The organism is Streptomyces sp. NPDC054961, assembly GCF_053609145.1.
This window is the reverse complement of the sequence record NZ_JBSGWY010000037.1, coordinates 20,262-37,337: the sequence shown is the minus strand read 5'-3', so window position 1 is coordinate 37,337 and position 17,076 is coordinate 20,262. Positions and strand designations below refer to the sequence as shown.

Annotated in this window: 12 protein-coding genes and 1 tRNA gene; 10 read left to right on the top strand and 3 right to left on the bottom strand. The window is 73.0% G+C overall.

Annotated elements, in window-relative coordinates; translation table 11 throughout:
- Window positions 1-97 precede the first annotated feature (97 nt).
- Entirely contained in the window at window positions 98-742 is a 645-nt protein-coding gene (locus ACWF9Z_RS27820; protein WP_453606272.1) for a TetR/AcrR family transcriptional regulator C-terminal domain-containing protein, read from the top strand.
- A gap of 115 nt (window positions 743-857) precedes the next feature.
- Entirely contained in the window at window positions 858-1,808 is a 951-nt protein-coding gene (locus ACWF9Z_RS27815) for a serine/threonine dehydratase (protein WP_453606271.1), read from the top strand.
- A gap of 137 nt (window positions 1,809-1,945) precedes the next feature.
- On the opposite strand, the gene ACWF9Z_RS27810 is transcribed toward ACWF9Z_RS27815, so the two are convergent.
- The 3 genes from ACWF9Z_RS27810 to ACWF9Z_RS27800 all read right to left on the bottom strand — a co-directional run bounded on the left by ACWF9Z_RS27810 (window position 1,946) and on the right by ACWF9Z_RS27800 (window position 4,612).
- A complete protein-coding gene (locus tag ACWF9Z_RS27810; RefSeq protein ID WP_453606269.1) occupies window positions 1,946-2,395 on the bottom strand; it encodes a universal stress protein in 450 nt (149 codons plus the stop codon).
- A 219-nt stretch (window positions 2,396-2,614) separates the two neighbouring features.
- Window positions 2,615-4,519 (bottom strand): hypothetical protein, encoded by a 1,905-nt coding sequence (locus ACWF9Z_RS27805; RefSeq protein WP_453606267.1) that lies wholly within the window; start codon window positions 4,517-4,519, stop codon window positions 2,615-2,617.
- Window positions 4,520-4,539: 20 nt separating this feature from the next.
- Window positions 4,540-4,612 (bottom strand) — tRNA-Cys (locus ACWF9Z_RS27800).
- 477 nt (window positions 4,613-5,089) lie between these two features.
- Here ACWF9Z_RS27800 and ACWF9Z_RS27795 point away from each other — a divergent pair.
- The 8 genes from ACWF9Z_RS27795 (at window position 5,090) to ACWF9Z_RS27760 (ending at window position 16,606) form a co-directional block, all read left to right on the top strand.
- A complete protein-coding gene (locus ACWF9Z_RS27795; RefSeq protein ID WP_453606266.1) occupies window positions 5,090-6,424 on the top strand; it encodes an ABC transporter substrate-binding protein in 1,335 nt (444 codons plus the stop codon).
- Window positions 6,425-6,468: 44 nt separating this feature from the next.
- Window positions 6,469-7,362: a carbohydrate ABC transporter permease gene (locus ACWF9Z_RS27790; protein WP_453606329.1), complete on the top strand. Its 894-nt coding sequence runs from the start codon at window positions 6,469-6,471 to the stop codon at window positions 7,360-7,362.
- Window positions 7,359-8,234 (top strand): carbohydrate ABC transporter permease, encoded by an 876-nt coding sequence (locus ACWF9Z_RS27785; protein WP_453606265.1) that lies wholly within the window; start codon window positions 7,359-7,361, stop codon window positions 8,232-8,234. Before ACWF9Z_RS27790 ends, ACWF9Z_RS27785 begins: the two co-directional genes overlap by 4 nt.
- 81 nt (window positions 8,235-8,315) lie before the next feature.
- Complete coding sequence (locus ACWF9Z_RS27780; RefSeq protein ID WP_453606264.1) at window positions 8,316-11,339, top strand: alpha-mannosidase; 3,024 nt, start codon at window positions 8,316-8,318, stop codon at window positions 11,337-11,339.
- A 233-nt stretch (window positions 11,340-11,572) separates the two neighbouring features.
- Entirely contained in the window at window positions 11,573-12,607 is a 1,035-nt protein-coding gene (locus tag ACWF9Z_RS27775) for a methyltransferase (RefSeq protein ID WP_453606262.1), read from the top strand.
- A 246-nt stretch (window positions 12,608-12,853) separates the two neighbouring features.
- Complete coding sequence (locus ACWF9Z_RS27770) at window positions 12,854-14,878, top strand: oxidoreductase (RefSeq protein ID WP_453606261.1); 2,025 nt, start codon at window positions 12,854-12,856, stop codon at window positions 14,876-14,878.
- Window positions 14,879-14,924: 46 nt separating this feature from the next.
- The gene (locus tag ACWF9Z_RS27765; protein ID WP_453606259.1) at window positions 14,925-15,338 is read left to right on the top strand and encodes a PaaI family thioesterase; all 414 of its coding nucleotides are present in this window, start codon (window positions 14,925-14,927) and stop codon (window positions 15,336-15,338) included.
- Window positions 15,335-16,606: an MFS transporter gene (locus tag ACWF9Z_RS27760; protein ID WP_453606257.1), complete on the top strand. Its 1,272-nt coding sequence runs from the start codon at window positions 15,335-15,337 to the stop codon at window positions 16,604-16,606. Before ACWF9Z_RS27765 ends, ACWF9Z_RS27760 begins: the two co-directional genes overlap by 4 nt.
- Window positions 16,607-17,076: the final 470 nt, after the last annotated feature.

Genomic DNA, 17,076 nt, shown 5'->3' with positions numbered 1-17,076 from the left:
AATATGGGCGTAGTCGGTGTCACACGTTGGGGTTGACCCGTCGTGCGGTACGGCGTACGTGCCAGTGGCTGTGACGCTGGATGATACGGTGTATCTCATGCCCCGAAGATCAGCCGCCCTGGACCGGGCCACCCCCGAGGCGATCGCCGCCGCTGCTCTGCGGATCCTCGACGAGCAGGGGCCCGCCGCGCTCAGCTTCCGCGCCCTCGCCGACCGGCTCGAGGTCTCGCACGCCACCGTCCAGCGCCGCTGCGCCGACCTCGCGGGCCTGCTCGACCTCTGCACCGAGCACCTCGCCGCCCAGCTGCCCGGGATCCCCGCCGGAACCGGCTGGGCCGAGGCCACCGAGCAGCGGTTCACCGCCCTCTACCGGCTGCTCGCGGCCCACCCCGGGCTGCTGATCCTGCGGGGCGGCCGCCCCTGGCTCGGACGCCAGCTGCTGGCCCGGCTCGTCGAGCCCGCGCTCGCCGACAGCGTCGCCGCCGGGATGACCCCGGGCGAAGCCATGACCGTCTACCGCCGGATGTACCTGCTGACGCTCGGCAGCGCCGCGTTCGTCGACCACCGGGATCCGGCCGGTGCCACCGCCGCCTCGCGCGGGGCGCTGGCGGCCCTGGACCCCGCCGAGTTCCCCGTGCTCGCGGGCGGGCTGGCCGAGGTGCTGCCCTCCCTGACCGACCACGAGGTGTACTACGGCGCCCTGCGCCAGCTGATCGAAGCGGCCCGGCCCGCCGGTTCCTGACGCCGGGACGGTTCCTGACGCCGGGTCGGTTCCGGTCCGGCTCGGGAGGGCGGGCCCGCGGGGCGGTTCACATCGGACCGGGTCCGGTCCGTTCCACTGACAAGAGGGTGAGTTCATGGAACAGCAGCTCGACTACGCCGCCGTGCGGGCCGCCGCCGGCCGGATCGCCGGGGCGGTGCGGCCCGTCTCGGTGATACCCGCGGGCGAGGGGATCTCGTACGCGCTGGAGTACCTCCAGCACACCGGCTCCTTCAAGGCCCGCGGCGCCCGCAACTTCCTGGCCGCCCACCGCGATGCGGGCACCCTGCCGGACGCCGGGGTCACCATCGCCTCCGGCGGCAACGCCGGCCTCGCCTGCGCCTGGGCGGCCCGCGCCGCATCCGTGCGCGCCACCGTGTTCCTGCCGGCCACCGCCCCGCGCGTGAAGGTGGAGCGGCTGCGGGGCTACGGGGCGGACGTACGGCTCGTCGGCGAGCGGTACGCCGAGGCGCTCGCCGCCTGCCGGGAGTTCGCCGCCGGGAGCGGGGCGCTGAGCAGCCACGCGTACGACCATCCGCTCATCGCGGCGGGCGCCGGAACCCTGCTCGACGAGATCCGCGGCGCCCTGCCCGGCCTCGACACCGTCGTCGTCGCCGTCGGCGGCGGCGGGCTGTTCGCCGGCGTCGCCACCGCCGCGCGGGAGCACGGCGTACGGGTCGTCGCGGTCGAGCCGGAGCGCTGCCGCGCTCTGAGCGCGGCCCTCGAAGCGGGCCGGCCCGTGGACGTCCCCGTGGACTCGGTGGCCGCCGACTCGCTCGGGGCGACCCGGGTCTCGGCGGACGCCCTGGCGGCGGTGCGGCAGGAGAACGCGGAGTCGGTCCTGGTCCCGGACGCGGCGATCGTCGCGGCCCGGCGCGCGCTGTGGGAGGAGCACCGCATCGTCGTCGAGGCCGGAGCCGCCACCGCGCTGGCGGCGGTACGCGTCGCCGCGCGCCCGCTGGGGGAGCGGGTCGCGGTGGTGCTGTGCGGCGCGAACACCGACCCGGCGGACCTGGGCGCGGGCCCGGGCGTGGGCCCGGGGGCCTGATCCGGCGCGGCGTCGGGATCCGGCACGCGCCCTCCGCCCTCCGCCCTCCCTTCCGCCATCCGGCCCGCGCTCTCCGCCGTCCGCCGTCCGCCGTCCACGTTCCCCCGGCATCCGCTGGGAGCGGTCCGGGGCGGCGGTCAGGCGGAGGCGTCCTCGCGGACCACGACGACCGTGCTGGCCGCGTACTGGACCACCTGCTGGCTCACCGACCCGAGCAACGCGCCCTTGATGCCGCCGTAGCCGCGGGTGCCGACGACCGTCAGCTCCGCTTCCTTCGAGGCGTCCACCAGTACCTGCGCGGGCGAGCCCTGCTCCACCCGGCGGAAGACCGGTACGCCCGGCGAGGTGCCGACCGCCTCGGCCACGGTGTCGGCGAGCTTCTGCCGGGCCGCGTCCTCGGCGTGGACGAGCTCGTTCTGTTCGGACGGGCTCACGCCGAAGGGGTTGGTGTTCCACTCCCAGCCCATGACGGCGTGCACCCGGCCGTCGACGGCCTTGGCCTGGGCGACCGCCCAGCGCAGGGCCTGCTTGGAGTGGTTCGAACCGTCGACGCCGACGACGATCAGAGGCTCGGTGTTCTGGCTCACGGTGTTTCCTCACGGTTCGTCCGAATGATCGTTCTCATCCTGTATACCCGAACCACCCGGTCCGACCTCGAACGACGATCCTCGCGCGGACCGGAGACTTCGGAGAACGGCACGGGCCGCCCCCGTCCGGGCGCAGTCCGGTCCGGCGCCGTCCGATCCGGGCGCCGGGCGGCCGGGTCGCGGTGCTCCGGGTAGCGGTTCCCTGGGTCGCGGTGGCGATCAGTCGCCGACGGCCCCGCCCGCCATCGCCGTACGGAGCCTCGCGATCAGGGGGGCGAGCCGGCCGGCCGTGCCGCGGGGGAGGCGGGCGGTCTCGGAGTCGATCCAGTCGAGGACGGAGGCCTGTTGGTCCGGGGCGCAGAACGAGAGGTGGAACAGCAGGTGCCGCCAGGCGCGGGCCGTCCTGGCGGGGGTGGCGGCGCGGCGGCGCGCGGCGGTGAACGCGGACCGGGCGAGGGCCGCGGCGTCGGGACCCGGGACGACGCCGATCTGGTGGACCAGCGCGGCCAGGTTGAAGGCCGTCAGGACCCGGACCTCTTCGATCACGGCGGGCTCGACGGCGAGTTCCGGGGAGTTCCCGTGCCGGGTGAACGGGGTGCCCGGTGCCGCGCGGCCGGCGCGCGCGACGCACAGGGCGGCGAAGCCCTGCCGGTCGTCGGCGTCGGCCAGGGCGCGGACCGCGGCGTAGTCGATGCCGTAGTAGCGCGCGTACGGCGTCCCGCGCAGCAGCTCGGCGGCCACGCGCGCGGCGGGCAGGACGTCCTGGCTCACGCCCCCGGTGTCCCGGTCGGCGAAGGGCTCCGCCGCGAACGAGGCCGGGACCCCGGCCTCGTGGGCCAGCGCGGACAGTCCGCGGACGAGCGGCAGGCTCGGATCGGTGACGGAGGCGCAGGAGGCTTCCGTCGTCACGGTGGCCAGCTGTCGCAGGGCGAAGGCGAGCGCCCCGGGATCGCGTGAGGGCGGTCCCGCCACCGCGCGGATCCAGGGGAGCTCCGCGAGGCCGGCGAAATTCCACAGGTGGGAGCAGTAGCGGGCGCCGCCCTGGTACAGCTTCGCCAGCAGGATCCGCAGCGCGGGGTCGGTGACCTCCGGGTGGTACGCCCGGGCGAGGGCGGCTCCGGCGGACTGCGGCAGGCGGACGCCGGACAGCCCAGTCTCCCATGCGGCCCGCGCCTCTTCGGCGGCCGCGAGGTCGACGAGCGCGTCGGCCCGGGGCAGCGCGGTGTCCGGGGCCGACGGGCCGGCCGGGTGGGCCGGGTCGGTGGGGCCGGCCAGGTCGGCCGGGTCGGTGGGGGCGGCCGCGTCGGCCCGGCCGACGGGGTGGGGGATCCTCGACCGGTCGGGGACGGGCGCGAACGGGCCGCGCAGGACGGCGGCCTGGCGTACCTGTTCCTGGCGCAGCCGGGTGTGCTCGGGGGAGCCGGGCCGGCCGCGTTTGGCGACCATCGAGGTGACGGCGTGCCGGAGCGACCCGGCCAGCGGGGGCGGCAGTTCGCGGCCGTCGGCCCGTTCGGCCAGTGCCCGCAGCAAGACCGACGCGTTCGACTTCGGGTAGCGGTGCCGGCCGGTCAGGGGGTGGGCCGCGGCGAGGGCCTCGTACCGCGTCATGAGGGCGGCGGCCTCCGCGCGCGGGGCGTGGGCGGCGCGCGCGTGCGCCCGCAGCCAGTACGCGAGCAACTCGTCCTCGAAGGGCCGCCACACGGTCAGCGCCTCGCGCTGCGCGGCGACGGCCGGGTTCTGCCGTTGCCGCGCGAGCAGCCGGGCCGCCTCGCGCGCGGAGCCCGTGATCCCGGAGTCGGCGGACCCGGTGGCCCCGGGGCGCGGGGTGAACGGCTGGAGGTCCGCGAACGGGTCCAGGAGCAAGGCGAGTTCGGCTGCGGTCTCCAGGTCGCCGGACCGCAACAGCCACGCCACGCACAGCAGCGCGGCCTCCTGGGGAGCGTGGAGTTCGTAACGGCCGCTCTCGAGGAGGGACCAGAGCGCTGCGAGCCCGGGCCCCGTGAGACCGTGCACGAACAGGGCGCGCCGGGTCGGCGGCACGCCGGCCAGCAGGGCGGCGTCCCGCTCGTAGGGCCGTGGCCGGCTGTGGCCCAGGTGGAAGTCGACCCAAGCCGGTCGCGTCATGCGGTTGTTCCCGTTCATCGCCGGCGTGGCAGGTCCTGCCCCTGCGCCCTCCGACTGTGCAGGTCGGTGCTCTGGCTGCTGAGCTACACGCCGAGCCGCCGAATCTACCCCGGCCGAGATCGCGCCCACCATCCGGTACCGGAACCGGCTGGACCCGCCCCCCCCCGCACGGACGGACCCGCCGACGGCCGGGCGCTCCGCGAGGGCAGCGCGACGGGGGCTCGCCGTGAGCGGCGGAGCCGATGCGCGGGTGCGAGGTAAAGCGCATTAGTGCCCGCACCGTGCCGCGCCGTGCAACGGATCATAAGAACGCGGAAGTTGGAAGGCAAGGGAGGTTCGTTGCCTCATCGATATTCCGCCAAACGTATTGTGTACTAAAGCGCATCAGTGCAGTTCAGCGCCGGGTCAGGGAGGGTATTTCGGACGGTCCTCCGCGCTCCTGTGGGAAATCGGTACTTACGGGTGTCCGGCGGCCTGGGCTTTGGTCGTATTGACGGCGACTTGATTTCGGGCCAGTTTGGGCGCAGTGCTCCGGCGACGAGGCCGGAACTCCCCCTGAAGGCGGCGACGATGACCCGAAAGACCGCGACCCGTTCGGCCATGGCCACACTCGTGGCCGCCACGTTCCTCGCAGCCTCCGCATGCGGCGTGAGCGGAGGCACGGGGGACGTGAAGGAGGGGGAGAGGACGGGGAAGGTGGCCGGCCGGATCACCTTCCGCACCCTTCAGCTGAAGCCCGTGTTCACCTCGTACGTGCAGGGCGTCATCGACTCCTTCGAGGAGCGCTACCCCGACGTGGAGGTGAAGTGGGAGGACGTGCCGGGCGACGGCTACAACGAGAAGCTCGTCGCCGACGCCCAGGCCGGGGCCCTGCCCGACGTGGTCAACCTCTCCACCGACTCCTTCCAGCTCCTCGGCGACCGGGGCATGCTCGCCGACGTGGCCACGCTCGATCCCGAGGCGGCCAAGGAGTACGTCCCGGGCGCGTGGCAGCAGTTCAAGCTGCCCGGCAAGGGCGACGGCGTGTACGCGTACCCCTGGTACGTGACCCCGGAGATCCTCACGTACAGCAAGGAGCTCTTCGAGAAGGCCGGTCTCGATCCGGCGAAGCCGCCGACGAGCATCGAGCAGTTCTTCGACTACGCCGAGCGGATCGCCGCCACCTCCGGTGGCCGGTACGCCGCGTTCATGGCCGACCCCAAGGGCCGGCTGCCCGGAGACTGGCAGAAGATGGGCATACCGGTCCTGAACGAGAAGCGGGACCGGTTCACCTTCGACACGGCCGAGGCCGTCGGCTGGGTCGAGCGGATGAAGGACCTGTACGACAAGGGCGCCATGCCCAAGGAGTCTCTGCTCACGTCGGCCGACATCAACCAGCTCTACGGTGGCGGGAAGATCGTCTTCGGCCCCGGCTCGCCGGGCTTCGTGAGGGACATCAAGCAGAACGCCCCGCAGGTCTACGCCCAGACGCGGGTCGCGAACGCCGTCACCGGAAAGCTCGGCCACATCGGCATCTACGCCCAGTCGCTCGGCATCAGGAAGGACACCCGGCACATGGACGCGGCGGCCGAGTTCGCCCGATGGGTCACCAACGGCCCCAACCAGGTGGCGTTCTCGAAGAAGGCCACCATCTACCCGTCGAACGCCACCGGACTGGCCGACCCGTACTTCGCGGACAAGGGCGACGGCACGGACGCGGAGACGCTGGCCCGGGCCGTCGGCGCCGAGCAGTTGAAGACCGCGGACCTCGACGCCAACACCCCTGTCCAGTGGACCAATCAGGTCGGCGACGCGGTCGTGCGCGAGGTGCAGAAGGCCATCACGGGCGAGCAGGACGCCAAGACGGCGGTGAGGAGGGCGCAGGAGGAGGCGAACGAGCTGCTCGCCAAGGCGGCGCGGAAGTGACGTCGGCCCCGGAGGGCAAGGCGGCCAAGGCGGCCAGGCGGGCCATGGAGGCCGAGACGGGACTGCGCCACCGCACGTGGTGGACCCCGTACCTCTTCCTCGCACCGGGCCTGGTGATGGTGACGGCGTTCAGCCTCTGGCCGTTCGTCAACACCGTGATCCTCTCCTTCACCGACGCGCAGATCCTGCGCGGCGGCGGCTTCGTCGGCTTCGACAACTACACCCGCGCGTTCGCCGACCCGGACTTCTGGGTCGCGACCGGCAACAGCGTGCTCTACCTCGTGGTCGTCGTCCCGTGCCTGGTGTTCCTGCCCCTGGCCCTCGCGGTCCTCGTGCGGACCGAGGTCCCCGGCATCGGCTTCTTCCGGTCGGCGTTCTACACCCCGGTGATCGCCTCGGCCGTGGTCGTCGGCCTCATCTGGCAGTGGGTCCTGCGCAGTGACGGGCTGGTCAACAGGCTGTTCATCGAGCTCAGCGTCATCTCCGAACCGATCCCGTTCCTGACCGACAGCGGCATGCTGCTGGTCTCCGCCATGATCGTCACCGTGTGGAAGGGCCTCGGCTACTACATGGTCTTCTACCTGGCGGCCCTCGGGAACGTCTCCCCCTCCCTCTACGAGGCCGCCGCGCTCGACGGCGCCGGTCCCGTCCGCCGCTTCTTCAGCATCACCGTCCCCCAGGTGAAGCCGATGATGCTGCTCGTCGGCACCCTCTCCGCGATCTCCGCGCTCCGCGTCTTCACCGAGATCTACATCCTCGGCGGCGAGAGCGGCGGCCCCGGCGGCGGAGCCCGCACCCTGCCCTTCCTCATCCGGCAGGTCGGTCTCGGCTTCGCCGGCGAGACCGGCTACGCGGCCGCCCTCTCCATCCTGCTGTTCCTCCTGACGCTGGTCTTCAGCCTGCTGGGCCGCCGTCTGTCGAAGGGAGACGAAGGGTGAGCGCCCTCCCCGCCCCCGGGAAAACGGCGGGCCGGCGCGTGGGAGCCGACGCCCGGCGCCACTGGACCGGCCTCGCCGCCCGGTACGCCACGCTCCTCCTGATGCTCGTGATCATGATCGGGCCGATCGTCTGGCAGTTCCTGACCTCGATCCGCGGCCGCACCGAGAACGTGTACGACGGGGTCCTGCCCTCGCGGCCCACCCTCGACAACTACGTCCGGGTCGCCGAATCGTTCCCACTGTTCCAGTACGTCGGCAACACCCTGACGGTGGCGCTCCTCGCCGTCACCTCGAACATGCTGTTCGCGGCCATGGGCGGCTACGCCCTCTCCCGCGCCGCCTGGAAGGGCCGCAAGGCCGTCTTCACCGTCCTGGTGGCGACGCTGATGTTCCCCTTCGAGTCCGTGATGATCTCGATGTTCCTCACGGTCCGCGAGATGGGCCTGGTCGACACCCTCATCGGCGTCTGGTTGCCCGGCGCGGTCTCCGTCCTCAACATCATGGTCTTGCGATCGGCCTTCCTCTCCGTACCCAGGGAGGTCGAGGAGGCCGCGGTCATCGACGGCGCCAACGAGTGGACCCGCTTCACCCGGGTCTTCCTCCCCGCCGCCAAGGGGGCCCTGGCCGTCGTCTGCATCACCAGTTTCATGGGCGCCTGGGACGACTTCCTCTGGCCCCTGCTGGTGCTGACCGACAGCGACCACTACACCCTGCAACTCGGCCTCAAGACCCTGGCCGGCGCCACCACCGTCAGCGACCAGCGGATCATCGCCGCGGGGGCGATGACGGCGCTGATCCCGATCGTGCTCCTCTTCTTCGCCCTCCAGCGCTTCTTCTTCAAGGGCGTCGGCGAGGGAGCCGTCAAGACCTGACCCGCGCCCCCTGCGGCTTCCCCCGTCCGTCCGTCCACCCGCACGATTCGCTCGCACCACCCCCAACCTGGAGCAGCCGTCATGCACGACGACCGCAGCATCACCGAACACCGCCTCCGCCGCGTCCTCAAGGAGCGCATCAAGCCCGCCGTCCACGCGCGCTCGGTCCCGCTGACCGTGGAGCGCTGGGAGGCCCCCGGCGAGCCCGTCCCCGTCGCCGAGGGGCTTTCCGCCCCGTACGGCCCCTGCGCCGTCGGTGACGCGTGGGGCCCGGCCTGGGGCACCACCTGGTTCAAGCTCACCGGCACCGTCCCCGCCGACTGGGCCGGCCGCACGGTGGAGGCCGTCCTCGACCTCGGCTTCGACCGGATGATGCCCGGGTTCCAGTGCGAGGGCCTCGTCCACCGGGCCGACGGAACCGAGGTCAAGGCGCTGAACCCGTACAACGACTGGGTGCGCGTCGCCGACCGCGCGGCCGGCGGCGAGCGCGTCGAGTGGTACGTCGAGGGCGCCTCGAACCCCGTCCTGATCGACCACGCGGTCACGTACGAGGGCGACCGGCAGACCAGCGGGGACCACCCCCTCTACCGGCTCGCCCGGATGGACCTGACCGTCTTCGAGACCGAGGTATGGGAACTCGTCCAGGATCTCGAAGTCCTCCACGACCTGATGGTGCAGCTCGACGAGGGCGACGCCCGGCGCTACGAGATCCTGCGCGCCGTCGACCGCGCCCTCGACGCGGTGGACCTGGCCGACGTACCCGGCACGGCGGCCGCCGCCCGCGCCGAGCTCGCCGGGGCGCTCGCCGCCCCCGCCGCCGCCTCCGCGCACCGGATCAGCGCGATCGGGCACGCCCACATCGACTCGGCGTGGCTGTGGCCGCTGCGCGAGACCGTGCGCAAGGTCGCGCGCACCGCCTCCAACGTGCTGGGCCTGATGGACGGGCATCCCGAGTTCGTCTTCGCGATGTCGCAGGCGCAACAGCTCGACTGGATCAAGACCTACCGGCCCGAGCTCTTCGAGCGGGTCAAGAAGAAGATCGCGGACGGGCAGTTCGTGCCGGTCGGCGGCATGTGGGTGGAGTCCGACACCAACATGGTCGGCGGCGAGGCCATGGCCCGCCAGTTCCTGTACGGCAAGAAGTTCTTCCTCGACGAGTTCGGCATCGAGACCAAGAACGTCTGGCTGCCCGACTCCTTCGGCTACACGGCCGCGATGCCGCAGATCGTCAAGCTCTCCGGCTCCACGTGGTTCCTGACCCAGAAGATCTCCTGGTCGCAGGTCAACAAGTTCCCCCACCACACCTTCTGGTGGGAGGGCATCGACGGCACCCGCGTGTTCACGCACTTCCCGCCCGTCGACACCTACAACTCGGACCTCGGCGGCGCCCAGCTGGCGCACGCGGCCCGCAACTACCAGGAGAAGGGCCGGGGTTCGCGCTCGCTGGCCCCCTTCGGGTGGGGTGACGGCGGCGGTGGCCCGACGCGCGAGCAACTGGCGCGCGCCAAGCGGCAGCGGGACCTCGAGGGCTCCCCGCGCGTGGAGATCGAGCGCCCCGACGCGTTCTTCGAGAAGGCGCACGCCGAGTACGGGGACGCGCCCGTCTGGGCCGGCGAGCTCTACCTGGAGCTGCACCGCGGTACGTACACCTCCCAGGCCAAGACCAAGCAGGGCAACCGGCGCAGCGAATCGCTGCTGCGCGAGACCGAACTGTGGGCGTCCACCGCCGCGGTGAGGGCCCCCGGGTACGCGTACCCGTACGAGGACCTGGAGCGGATCTGGAAGACCGTGCTGCTCCACCAGTTCCACGACATCCTTCCCGGCTCCTCCATCGCCTGGGTGCACCGCGAGGCGCGCGCGACGTACGGACGCGTACGGGAGGAACTGCGGGCGCTCACCCGCGCGGCGCAGACCGCCCTGGCGGGCCCGGGCGAGGAGGAGCTCGTCTTCAACTGTGCCCCGCACGCCCGGCGCGGAGTCCCGGCCGGCGGAGCGGGCCGGCCGCAGACCGCCGGGCGGCCCGTCACGGTGGAGGAGCGCCGCGGAGGCGGGAAGGTCCTCGCCAACGGGCGCCTGCGCGTGGAGATCGACGGCCGCGGCCTGATCGTGTCCGTGTACGACCTGGAGGCCGGACGGGAGTCGGTCGCGCCGGGAGCCGCCGCGAACCTGCTCCAGATCCACCCCGACTTCCCGAACATGTGGGACGCCTGGGACATCGACGCGTTCTACCGCAACAAGGTCACCGACCTCGTCGGGGTGGACGCGCTGGAGGTCACCGAGGCCGGGGCCCCGTCGGCGACGGTACGGGTCGCCCGGTCGTTCGGCTCGTCCGCGGTCGTCCAGTCGCTCACGCTGCGGGCCGGGGCCAAGACGGTGGACATCGTCACGGACGTGGACTGGCACGAGACGGAGAAGTTCCTGAAGGCGGCCTTCCCCCTCGACGTCAAGGCCGAACGGTCCGCATCGGAAACGCAGTTCGGGCACGTGTTCCGGGCGACGCACACCAACACGTCCTGGGAGGCGGCCAAGTTCGAGATCTGCGCCCACCGCTGGATCCACGTGGAAGAGCCGGGCTGGGGCGTCGCCGTCCTCAACGACTCCACGTACGGGCACGACGTGACCCGCGCCATGCGCGCCGACGGCGGGCAGACCACCACGGTCCGGCTCTCCCTGCTGCGGGCCCCGCGCTACCCCGACCCGGAGACCGACCAGGGCGCGCACACCCTTCGCTTCTCGCTCGCCCCGGGCGCGGCCGTCGCCGACGCGGTCCGGGAGGGACACGCGCTGAACCTGCCCGAGCGCGTGCTGCGCGGGGCGGGTCCGGTGACCCCGCTGGTGGCGGTGGACAACGACGCGGTGGTCGTGGAATCGGTCAAGCTCGCCGAGGACCGCGGCGGCGACGTCGTCGTCCGCCTCTACGAATCCCGCGGCGGCCGCGCGAACGCGACGCTGACGGCGGGCTTCCCGCTGTCGGCGGCGGTCGAGAGCGACCTCCTCGAACGCCCCCTGGAGGGCGCGGCCGTGGGCGCGCCCGCCCCGGACGGCGCGGTCGCCCTCACCCTCCGCCCGTTCCAGATCCTCACGATCCGTCTCCACCGCTCCTGAACCGCCTCTCCCGCGGGGCCCCGGGCCGGTCATCCGGGCCGGGGCTCCGCCGCCTTCCCCCACACGTCCGCGGCGCGGCAGCGGTTCACGGGCGCGGCGGGCGCCGGGCCGCCGCACGCCCGCGCCCCGAATTCGCCCTTGACGGGGCGGACCGGGCAGGGAACGCCCTCGGAAGGCGGGACGGGTGGGCGAGCATGGAGGGGTAGGTGTCCCCTGACCTCGGGAGTGGAACCGTGCCCAGTGCCACCGGTGAGCCGATCGAGCCGACCGACCTCTTCGCTCCGTCCCCGCTGCACGACGCCATGTACGGCCACATCCACTCCGCCGCGCTGCGGGCCGTGGCCGTCCACCGGATAGCCGACCACCTCGCCGAAGGCCCCCGCACGGCCGCGGAGCTCGCCGCCCGCACCGCCACCCACGGCCCCTCGCTCCACCGGATCCTGCGCCTGCTCGCCGTCCGGGGGCTCTTCCGGGAGGACGAACGCGGAGCGTTCCGGCTCACCGAGGAGGGACAGGGGCTGCGCACCGACCTGCCGGGCTCGCGGCACCCGTCCGTGCTGCTGATGACCGACCCGATGCTCCGCCGCTCGGCCGACGGGCTCACGGACACCCTGCGCACCGGACAGCCCGGCTTCACCGAGGCCCATGGCGCCGCCTTCTTCGACCACCTCGCCAAGTCCCCCGAGGACCGCGCGACCTTCGACACCGCGATGGCGACGCTCTCCGGTCCGGTCGACGGACTCGTCGCGCAGGGGTACGCCTTCCCGCCCGGCTCGCGGGTGGTCGACGTGGCCGGCGGGCGCGGGGGCCTGCTGCGGGCGTTCCTGACCCGCGACCCCACCCTGACGGGGGTGCTCTTCGGCCAGCCGGCCACGGTGGCCGGACACGTCCTGAACGGACCGGGGCTGGCGGGCCGCTACGAGATCGAGGGCGGCGACTTCTTCGCCACCGTGCCCACTGGGGGCGATTTCTACGTGCTCAAGCACATCCTTCACGACTGGGACGACGAGGACGCGCTGCGCATCCTCGGCTCGGTCCGCCGGGCGGCGACCGCCGGCGCCCGGCTCCTCGTGGTGGACATGGTCCTGCCGGAGGCCAGCGCCCCGCACCCGGGGGTGGAGATGGACATCGTCATGCTGATGCTCCTGAGGGGCCGGGAGCGCACCGCCGCTGAGCTCGACGCCCTGCTGGCGCGGGCGGGCTTCCGGGTCGAGCGGATCCTGCCGACCCCGGCGCCGCCGTCCCTCGTGGAGGCCGTCGCCGTATAGGCCGTCGCCGTACGGGGCGTCGCGGCGGGAGTCCGGCGGTTCCGTCAGGCGCCGCCGGACGGAACGGACGCGCCCGGTCTTCGGGGTCCACGGGTCGTGAGCTCCGCCACAGGCCTGGGCGTACAGGGCCCGTGACCTGCGGATACGGCCGCCGGAGCCCCTTGGCGCTATTTTGCACCTAGTTGCAAAATAAGCGCCCGCTCAGCTAGAACAGGGTCATCACCCCCGCGCGAGGAGGCGCCCCCCATGAGTTCCCAGAGCCGGTACCCGCACCTGCTGAGCCCCCTGGACCTCGGCTTCACCACCCTGCCGAACCGCGTGATCATGGGCTCGATGCACACCGGCCTCGAAGAGCACGAGCGCGGCTTCGAGCGCCTCGCCGCCTTCTACGCCGAGCGCGCCCGTGGCGGCGCCGGCCTGATCGTCACGGGCGGCATCGCCCCGAACGACGCCGGCCGCCCCTTCGAGGGAGGCGCCCGCCTCACCACCGAGGACGAGGCCGCGGAGCACCGGGTGATCACCGAGGCCGTGCACGCCGAGGGCGGCAAGATCGCGATGCAGATCCTGCACTTCGGCCGCTACGCCTACCACAAGGACCTGGTCGCCCCCAGCGCCCTGCAGGCCCCCATCAGCCCCTTCGTCCCGAACGCGCTCTCCGACGCCGACGTCGAGCGCACGATCGAGGACTTCGTCCGCGCCGCCCGCCTCGCCAAGCTCGCCGGCTACGACGGCGTCGAGATCATGGGCTCCGAGGGCTACCTGGTCAACGAGTTCATCGCCGCCGCCACGAACAGGCGCACCGACCGCTGGGGCGGTGCCTACGAGAACCGCGTGCGCTTCCCGCTGGAGATCGTCCGGCGCACCCGCGCGGCCGTCGGCGAGGACTTCATCCTCATCTACCGCCTCTCGATGCTCGACCTGATCCCCGGCGGCTCCACCCTCGACGAGGTCGTCCACCTCGCCAAGGAGATCGAGGCGGCCGGCGCCACCATCATCAACACCGGCATCGGCTGGCACGAGGCGCGCATCCCCACCATCGCCACCTCCGTACCGCGCGGCGCCTACACCTGGGTCACCAAGCGTCTGATGGGCTCGGTCTCCGTCCCCCTCGTCACCAGCAACCGCATCAACACCCCGGAGATCGCCGAGGAGTTGCTGGCCGACGGTCGCGCCGACCTGGTGTCGCTGGCCCGCCCCTTCCTCGCCGACGCCGACTTCGTCGCCAAGGCCGCCGCCGGCCGGTCCGAGACCATCAACACCTGCATCGGCTGCAACCAGGCCTGCCTCGACCACACCTTCAGCGGCAAGATCACCAGCTGCCTGGTCAACCCGCGCGCCTGCCACGAGACCGAACTCGTCCTGTCTCCGACGCAGTTGAAGAAGCGCGTCGCCGTCGTCGGCGCCGGCCCGGCCGGCCTCGCCTGCGCCGTCTCCGCCGCCGAGCGCGGCCACGCCGTCACCCTCTTCGAGGCCTCCGGCCACATCGGCGGCCAGCTCGACATCGCCCGCCGCATCCCGGGCAAGGAGGAGTTCGAGGAGACCATCCGCTACTTCGGCACCCAGCTCGCCGAGCGCGCGGTCGAGGTCAAGCTGGACACCCGCGCCGACGTGGAGACCCTGCGCGGCTACGACGAGGTCGTCGTCGCCACCGGAGTCACCCCCCGCACCCCCGACATCGAGGGCGTCGACGGACCCAACGTCGTCAGCTACCTCGACGTCCTGCGCGACGGAGCCCCCGTCGGCGAGCGCGTCGCGGTCCTCGGCGCCGGCGGCATCGGCTTCGACGTCGCCGAGTACCTCACCGACAGCGGCGAAGGCGCCTCCCAGGACCCCGCCGTCTACTTCCGCCACTGGGGCGTCGACACCGCCTACACCGGCCCCGGCGGCCTCGCGGCCCCCGAACGCCCGGTCCCGCCGCGCCAGGTCCACCTGCTCCAGCGCAAGACCACCAAGGTCGGAGCCGGCCTCGGCACCACCACCGGCTGGATCCACCGCGCCGAGCTCAAGCACCGCGGCGTCGTCTCGGTCGCGGGAGCCGCGTACGACCGCATCGACGCCGAGGGGCTGCACGTCACGGTGGACGGCGAGCAGCGCCTCGTGCCCGCCGACACGGTGGTGCTCTGCACCGGCCAGGAGCCGCGCCGCGACCTGTACGAGGCGCTGCTCGCGGCCGGGGTCGAGGCGCACCTGATCGGCGGAGCCGACGTGGCCGCCGAGCTCGACGCCAAGCGGGCCATCCGCCAGGGCACCGAGCTGGCCGCTTCGCTCTGAGGAAAGGATGTTGTGGCGGCCCGTGCCGGGCCGCCACAATCACCCGGTGACACTGACACCGGCAGACGCCGACAAGATCCTCAACGACAACTTCGCCCCCTGGGTGCTCGCTCTCGGGCTCACCGTCCAGGAGACGGGCGAGCGGCACGCCGTGCTCCGGCTGCCCTGGTCGGACGCTCTCGCCCGCGACGGCGGAGGCCTCAGCGGCCAGGCCCTCATGGCCGCCGCCGACACCGCCACCGTCATCGCGATCTCCGCCGCGCGCGGGGCGTACGGCCCGATGACCACCGTCCAGCAGTCCACCAGCTTCCAGCGGCCGGTGGTCGGAGCCGACGTGCTGATCGACGTACGGATCACCAAACTCGGCAAGCGGATGGCCTTCGCCGACATCACCATGACCGCCGACGGCGCGCCGGAACCGGCCGCGAAGGCCTCCACCGTCTACGCCCTGCTGGGATGAGCTCGCTCAGGGGAAACAAGGACTTCACCGTCTTCTGGCTCGGTCAGGCACTGTCCGTGCTCGGGGGCTCCGTCTCGATGCTCGCGCTGCCGCTGCTGGTCCTCCAGGCCACCGGGTCCGCCTTCCAGATGGGCCTGGTCACCGGCGTCGGCGGGGCCGTCGCCATCGCGGCGGGAACCTTCGCGGGCCACGTGGTGGACCGGGTGGACCGCCGCCGGCTGATGATCGGCTGCGATCTCGCGCGGGCGGTGCTGCTGTGCTCCGTACCGCTGCTGTGGTCGGCCGGCGGCTCGGGGATCTGGCTGCTGTACGGGCTGACCGTGCTGGTCGCGCTCCTGAAGACGCTCTTCGACGTGGCGTACGTGACCGCCGTGCCGGGTCTGGTGGATCCCGCCGACCTGGGCACCGCCAACGGGCGGCTGCTGGGCACCTTCGCCCTCGGAACCATTCTCGGACCGGTCGTGGCCGGTGCCCTCATCGTCGGGGTGGGTGCCGACTGGGCGCTGGCCCTGGACGGGGCCACCTTCCTGGTCTCGGCGGTCAGTCTGGCTGGGGTCAGGTTCGCCGTCCGGAGCGAGGAGCCCGCGCGACCGGCCGAGGAGACGAAGCTGCGCGAGGTGTTCGTGGTGGGCTTCCGCTTCCTGTGGGCGCACGCCCTGCTGCGCCCGCTGACCGTCCTGCTCACCCTGCTGACCTTCGTCACCCTCGGCGCCACCGACCTGCTGATCTACCGCGTCCAGGTCGAACTCGGCCGGGACGCGTCCACGGTCGGCTACGTGATCGCCGTGAGCGGCATCGGCGTCGTCGCGGCCGCCCTCGCCGCGGGACGGCTCCGGCGGACCCTCGGCTTCGGCACCTGCTGGCTGGGCGCGACGGCCCTGATCGGGGTGTCGGTGGCGGTGATGGGGGTCAGCCGCAGTCTGCCGGTGATCGCCGTGACGGCGACCTTCCTCATGTTCGGGCTGACCGTGGGCGGTGTCTGTTCCATGACCCTGCGCCAGGAGGTCACCCCCGACCACCTGCTGGGGCGGGTCACCTCCGCGTTCTGGACGGTGCACAACGCCTCGGGCCCGGCGGGGGCCGCGCTGCTCATGTGGCTGGCCGGCCGCCACGGGGTCCCGCCGGTGAGCCTGGCCGCCGGGGCGCTGTGCCTGCTGATCGCCGCCTCGGGGCTGCTGACCCCGCTGCGGGGGAGCCGGACCGGTCCGGGGCGGGAGCCGGTGACGGGCCGCCCGGCCCGCGTCACCGTGCGGCGGGCCGGGAAGTAGGGGCGGGGTTCGGCCTCCGCGCACCTCATGAACCAGGCGGTATCCGGACAACTGACGGGGAAATCCACCCCGTTGGTCCCGCCCCCATAGCAGCCCTCCGGGCCGCCACCCGGATGTTTGTCCATTCGTGATGGGGCTTCGAAAGAGGTGCCCCGGCGGGTACTAGCGTCCCTTGCCACCCGGAGACCGAGAGCCGCAGGCGCGCTCCCGGTCCAGGCAGCAAGGAGGCGCAGTGCCGTCAATCCGCCGGTCCACCGTCGGCAGCATGTCGGTCGCATCGCGACACGTGATGGGTACGGGCATCGTCATCGGCGCCCTCGCCCTCACGCTGATCGCGCTGTTGATCCCCGTGCGGAACTTCGGCGGGGGGGGGGGGGCCCCCCCCCCCCGGCCGCCCCCCCCCGCGCGCCCGCCCGGCGCCCCGCCGCCGCGGGGGGGGGGGGGGGAGCGCCGGCGGGGGGCCCCCCCCC

What these genes read in the sequence shown, in the direction of transcription:
- ACWF9Z_RS27820 (WP_453606272.1), top strand. Translation starts at nt 98, where the DNA reads ATGCCCCGAAGATCAGCCGCCCTGGACCGGGCCACCCCCGAGGCGATC.
- ACWF9Z_RS27815 (WP_453606271.1), top strand. Translation starts at nt 858, where the DNA reads ATGGAACAGCAGCTCGACTACGCCGCCGTGCGGGCCGCCGCCGGCCGG.
- ACWF9Z_RS27805 (WP_453606267.1), bottom strand. Translation starts at nt 4,519, where the DNA reads ATGACGCGACCGGCTTGGGTCGACTTCCACCTGGGCCACAGCCGGCCA.
- ACWF9Z_RS27795 (WP_453606266.1), top strand. Translation starts at nt 5,090, where the DNA reads ATGACCCGAAAGACCGCGACCCGTTCGGCCATGGCCACACTCGTGGCC.
- ACWF9Z_RS27790 (WP_453606329.1), top strand. Translation starts at nt 6,469, where the DNA reads ATGGAGGCCGAGACGGGACTGCGCCACCGCACGTGGTGGACCCCGTAC.
- ACWF9Z_RS27780 (WP_453606264.1), top strand. Translation starts at nt 8,316, where the DNA reads ATGCACGACGACCGCAGCATCACCGAACACCGCCTCCGCCGCGTCCTC.
- ACWF9Z_RS27770 (WP_453606261.1), top strand. Translation starts at nt 12,854, where the DNA reads ATGAGTTCCCAGAGCCGGTACCCGCACCTGCTGAGCCCCCTGGACCTC.
- ACWF9Z_RS27760 (WP_453606257.1), top strand. Translation starts at nt 15,335, where the DNA reads ATGAGCTCGCTCAGGGGAAACAAGGACTTCACCGTCTTCTGGCTCGGT.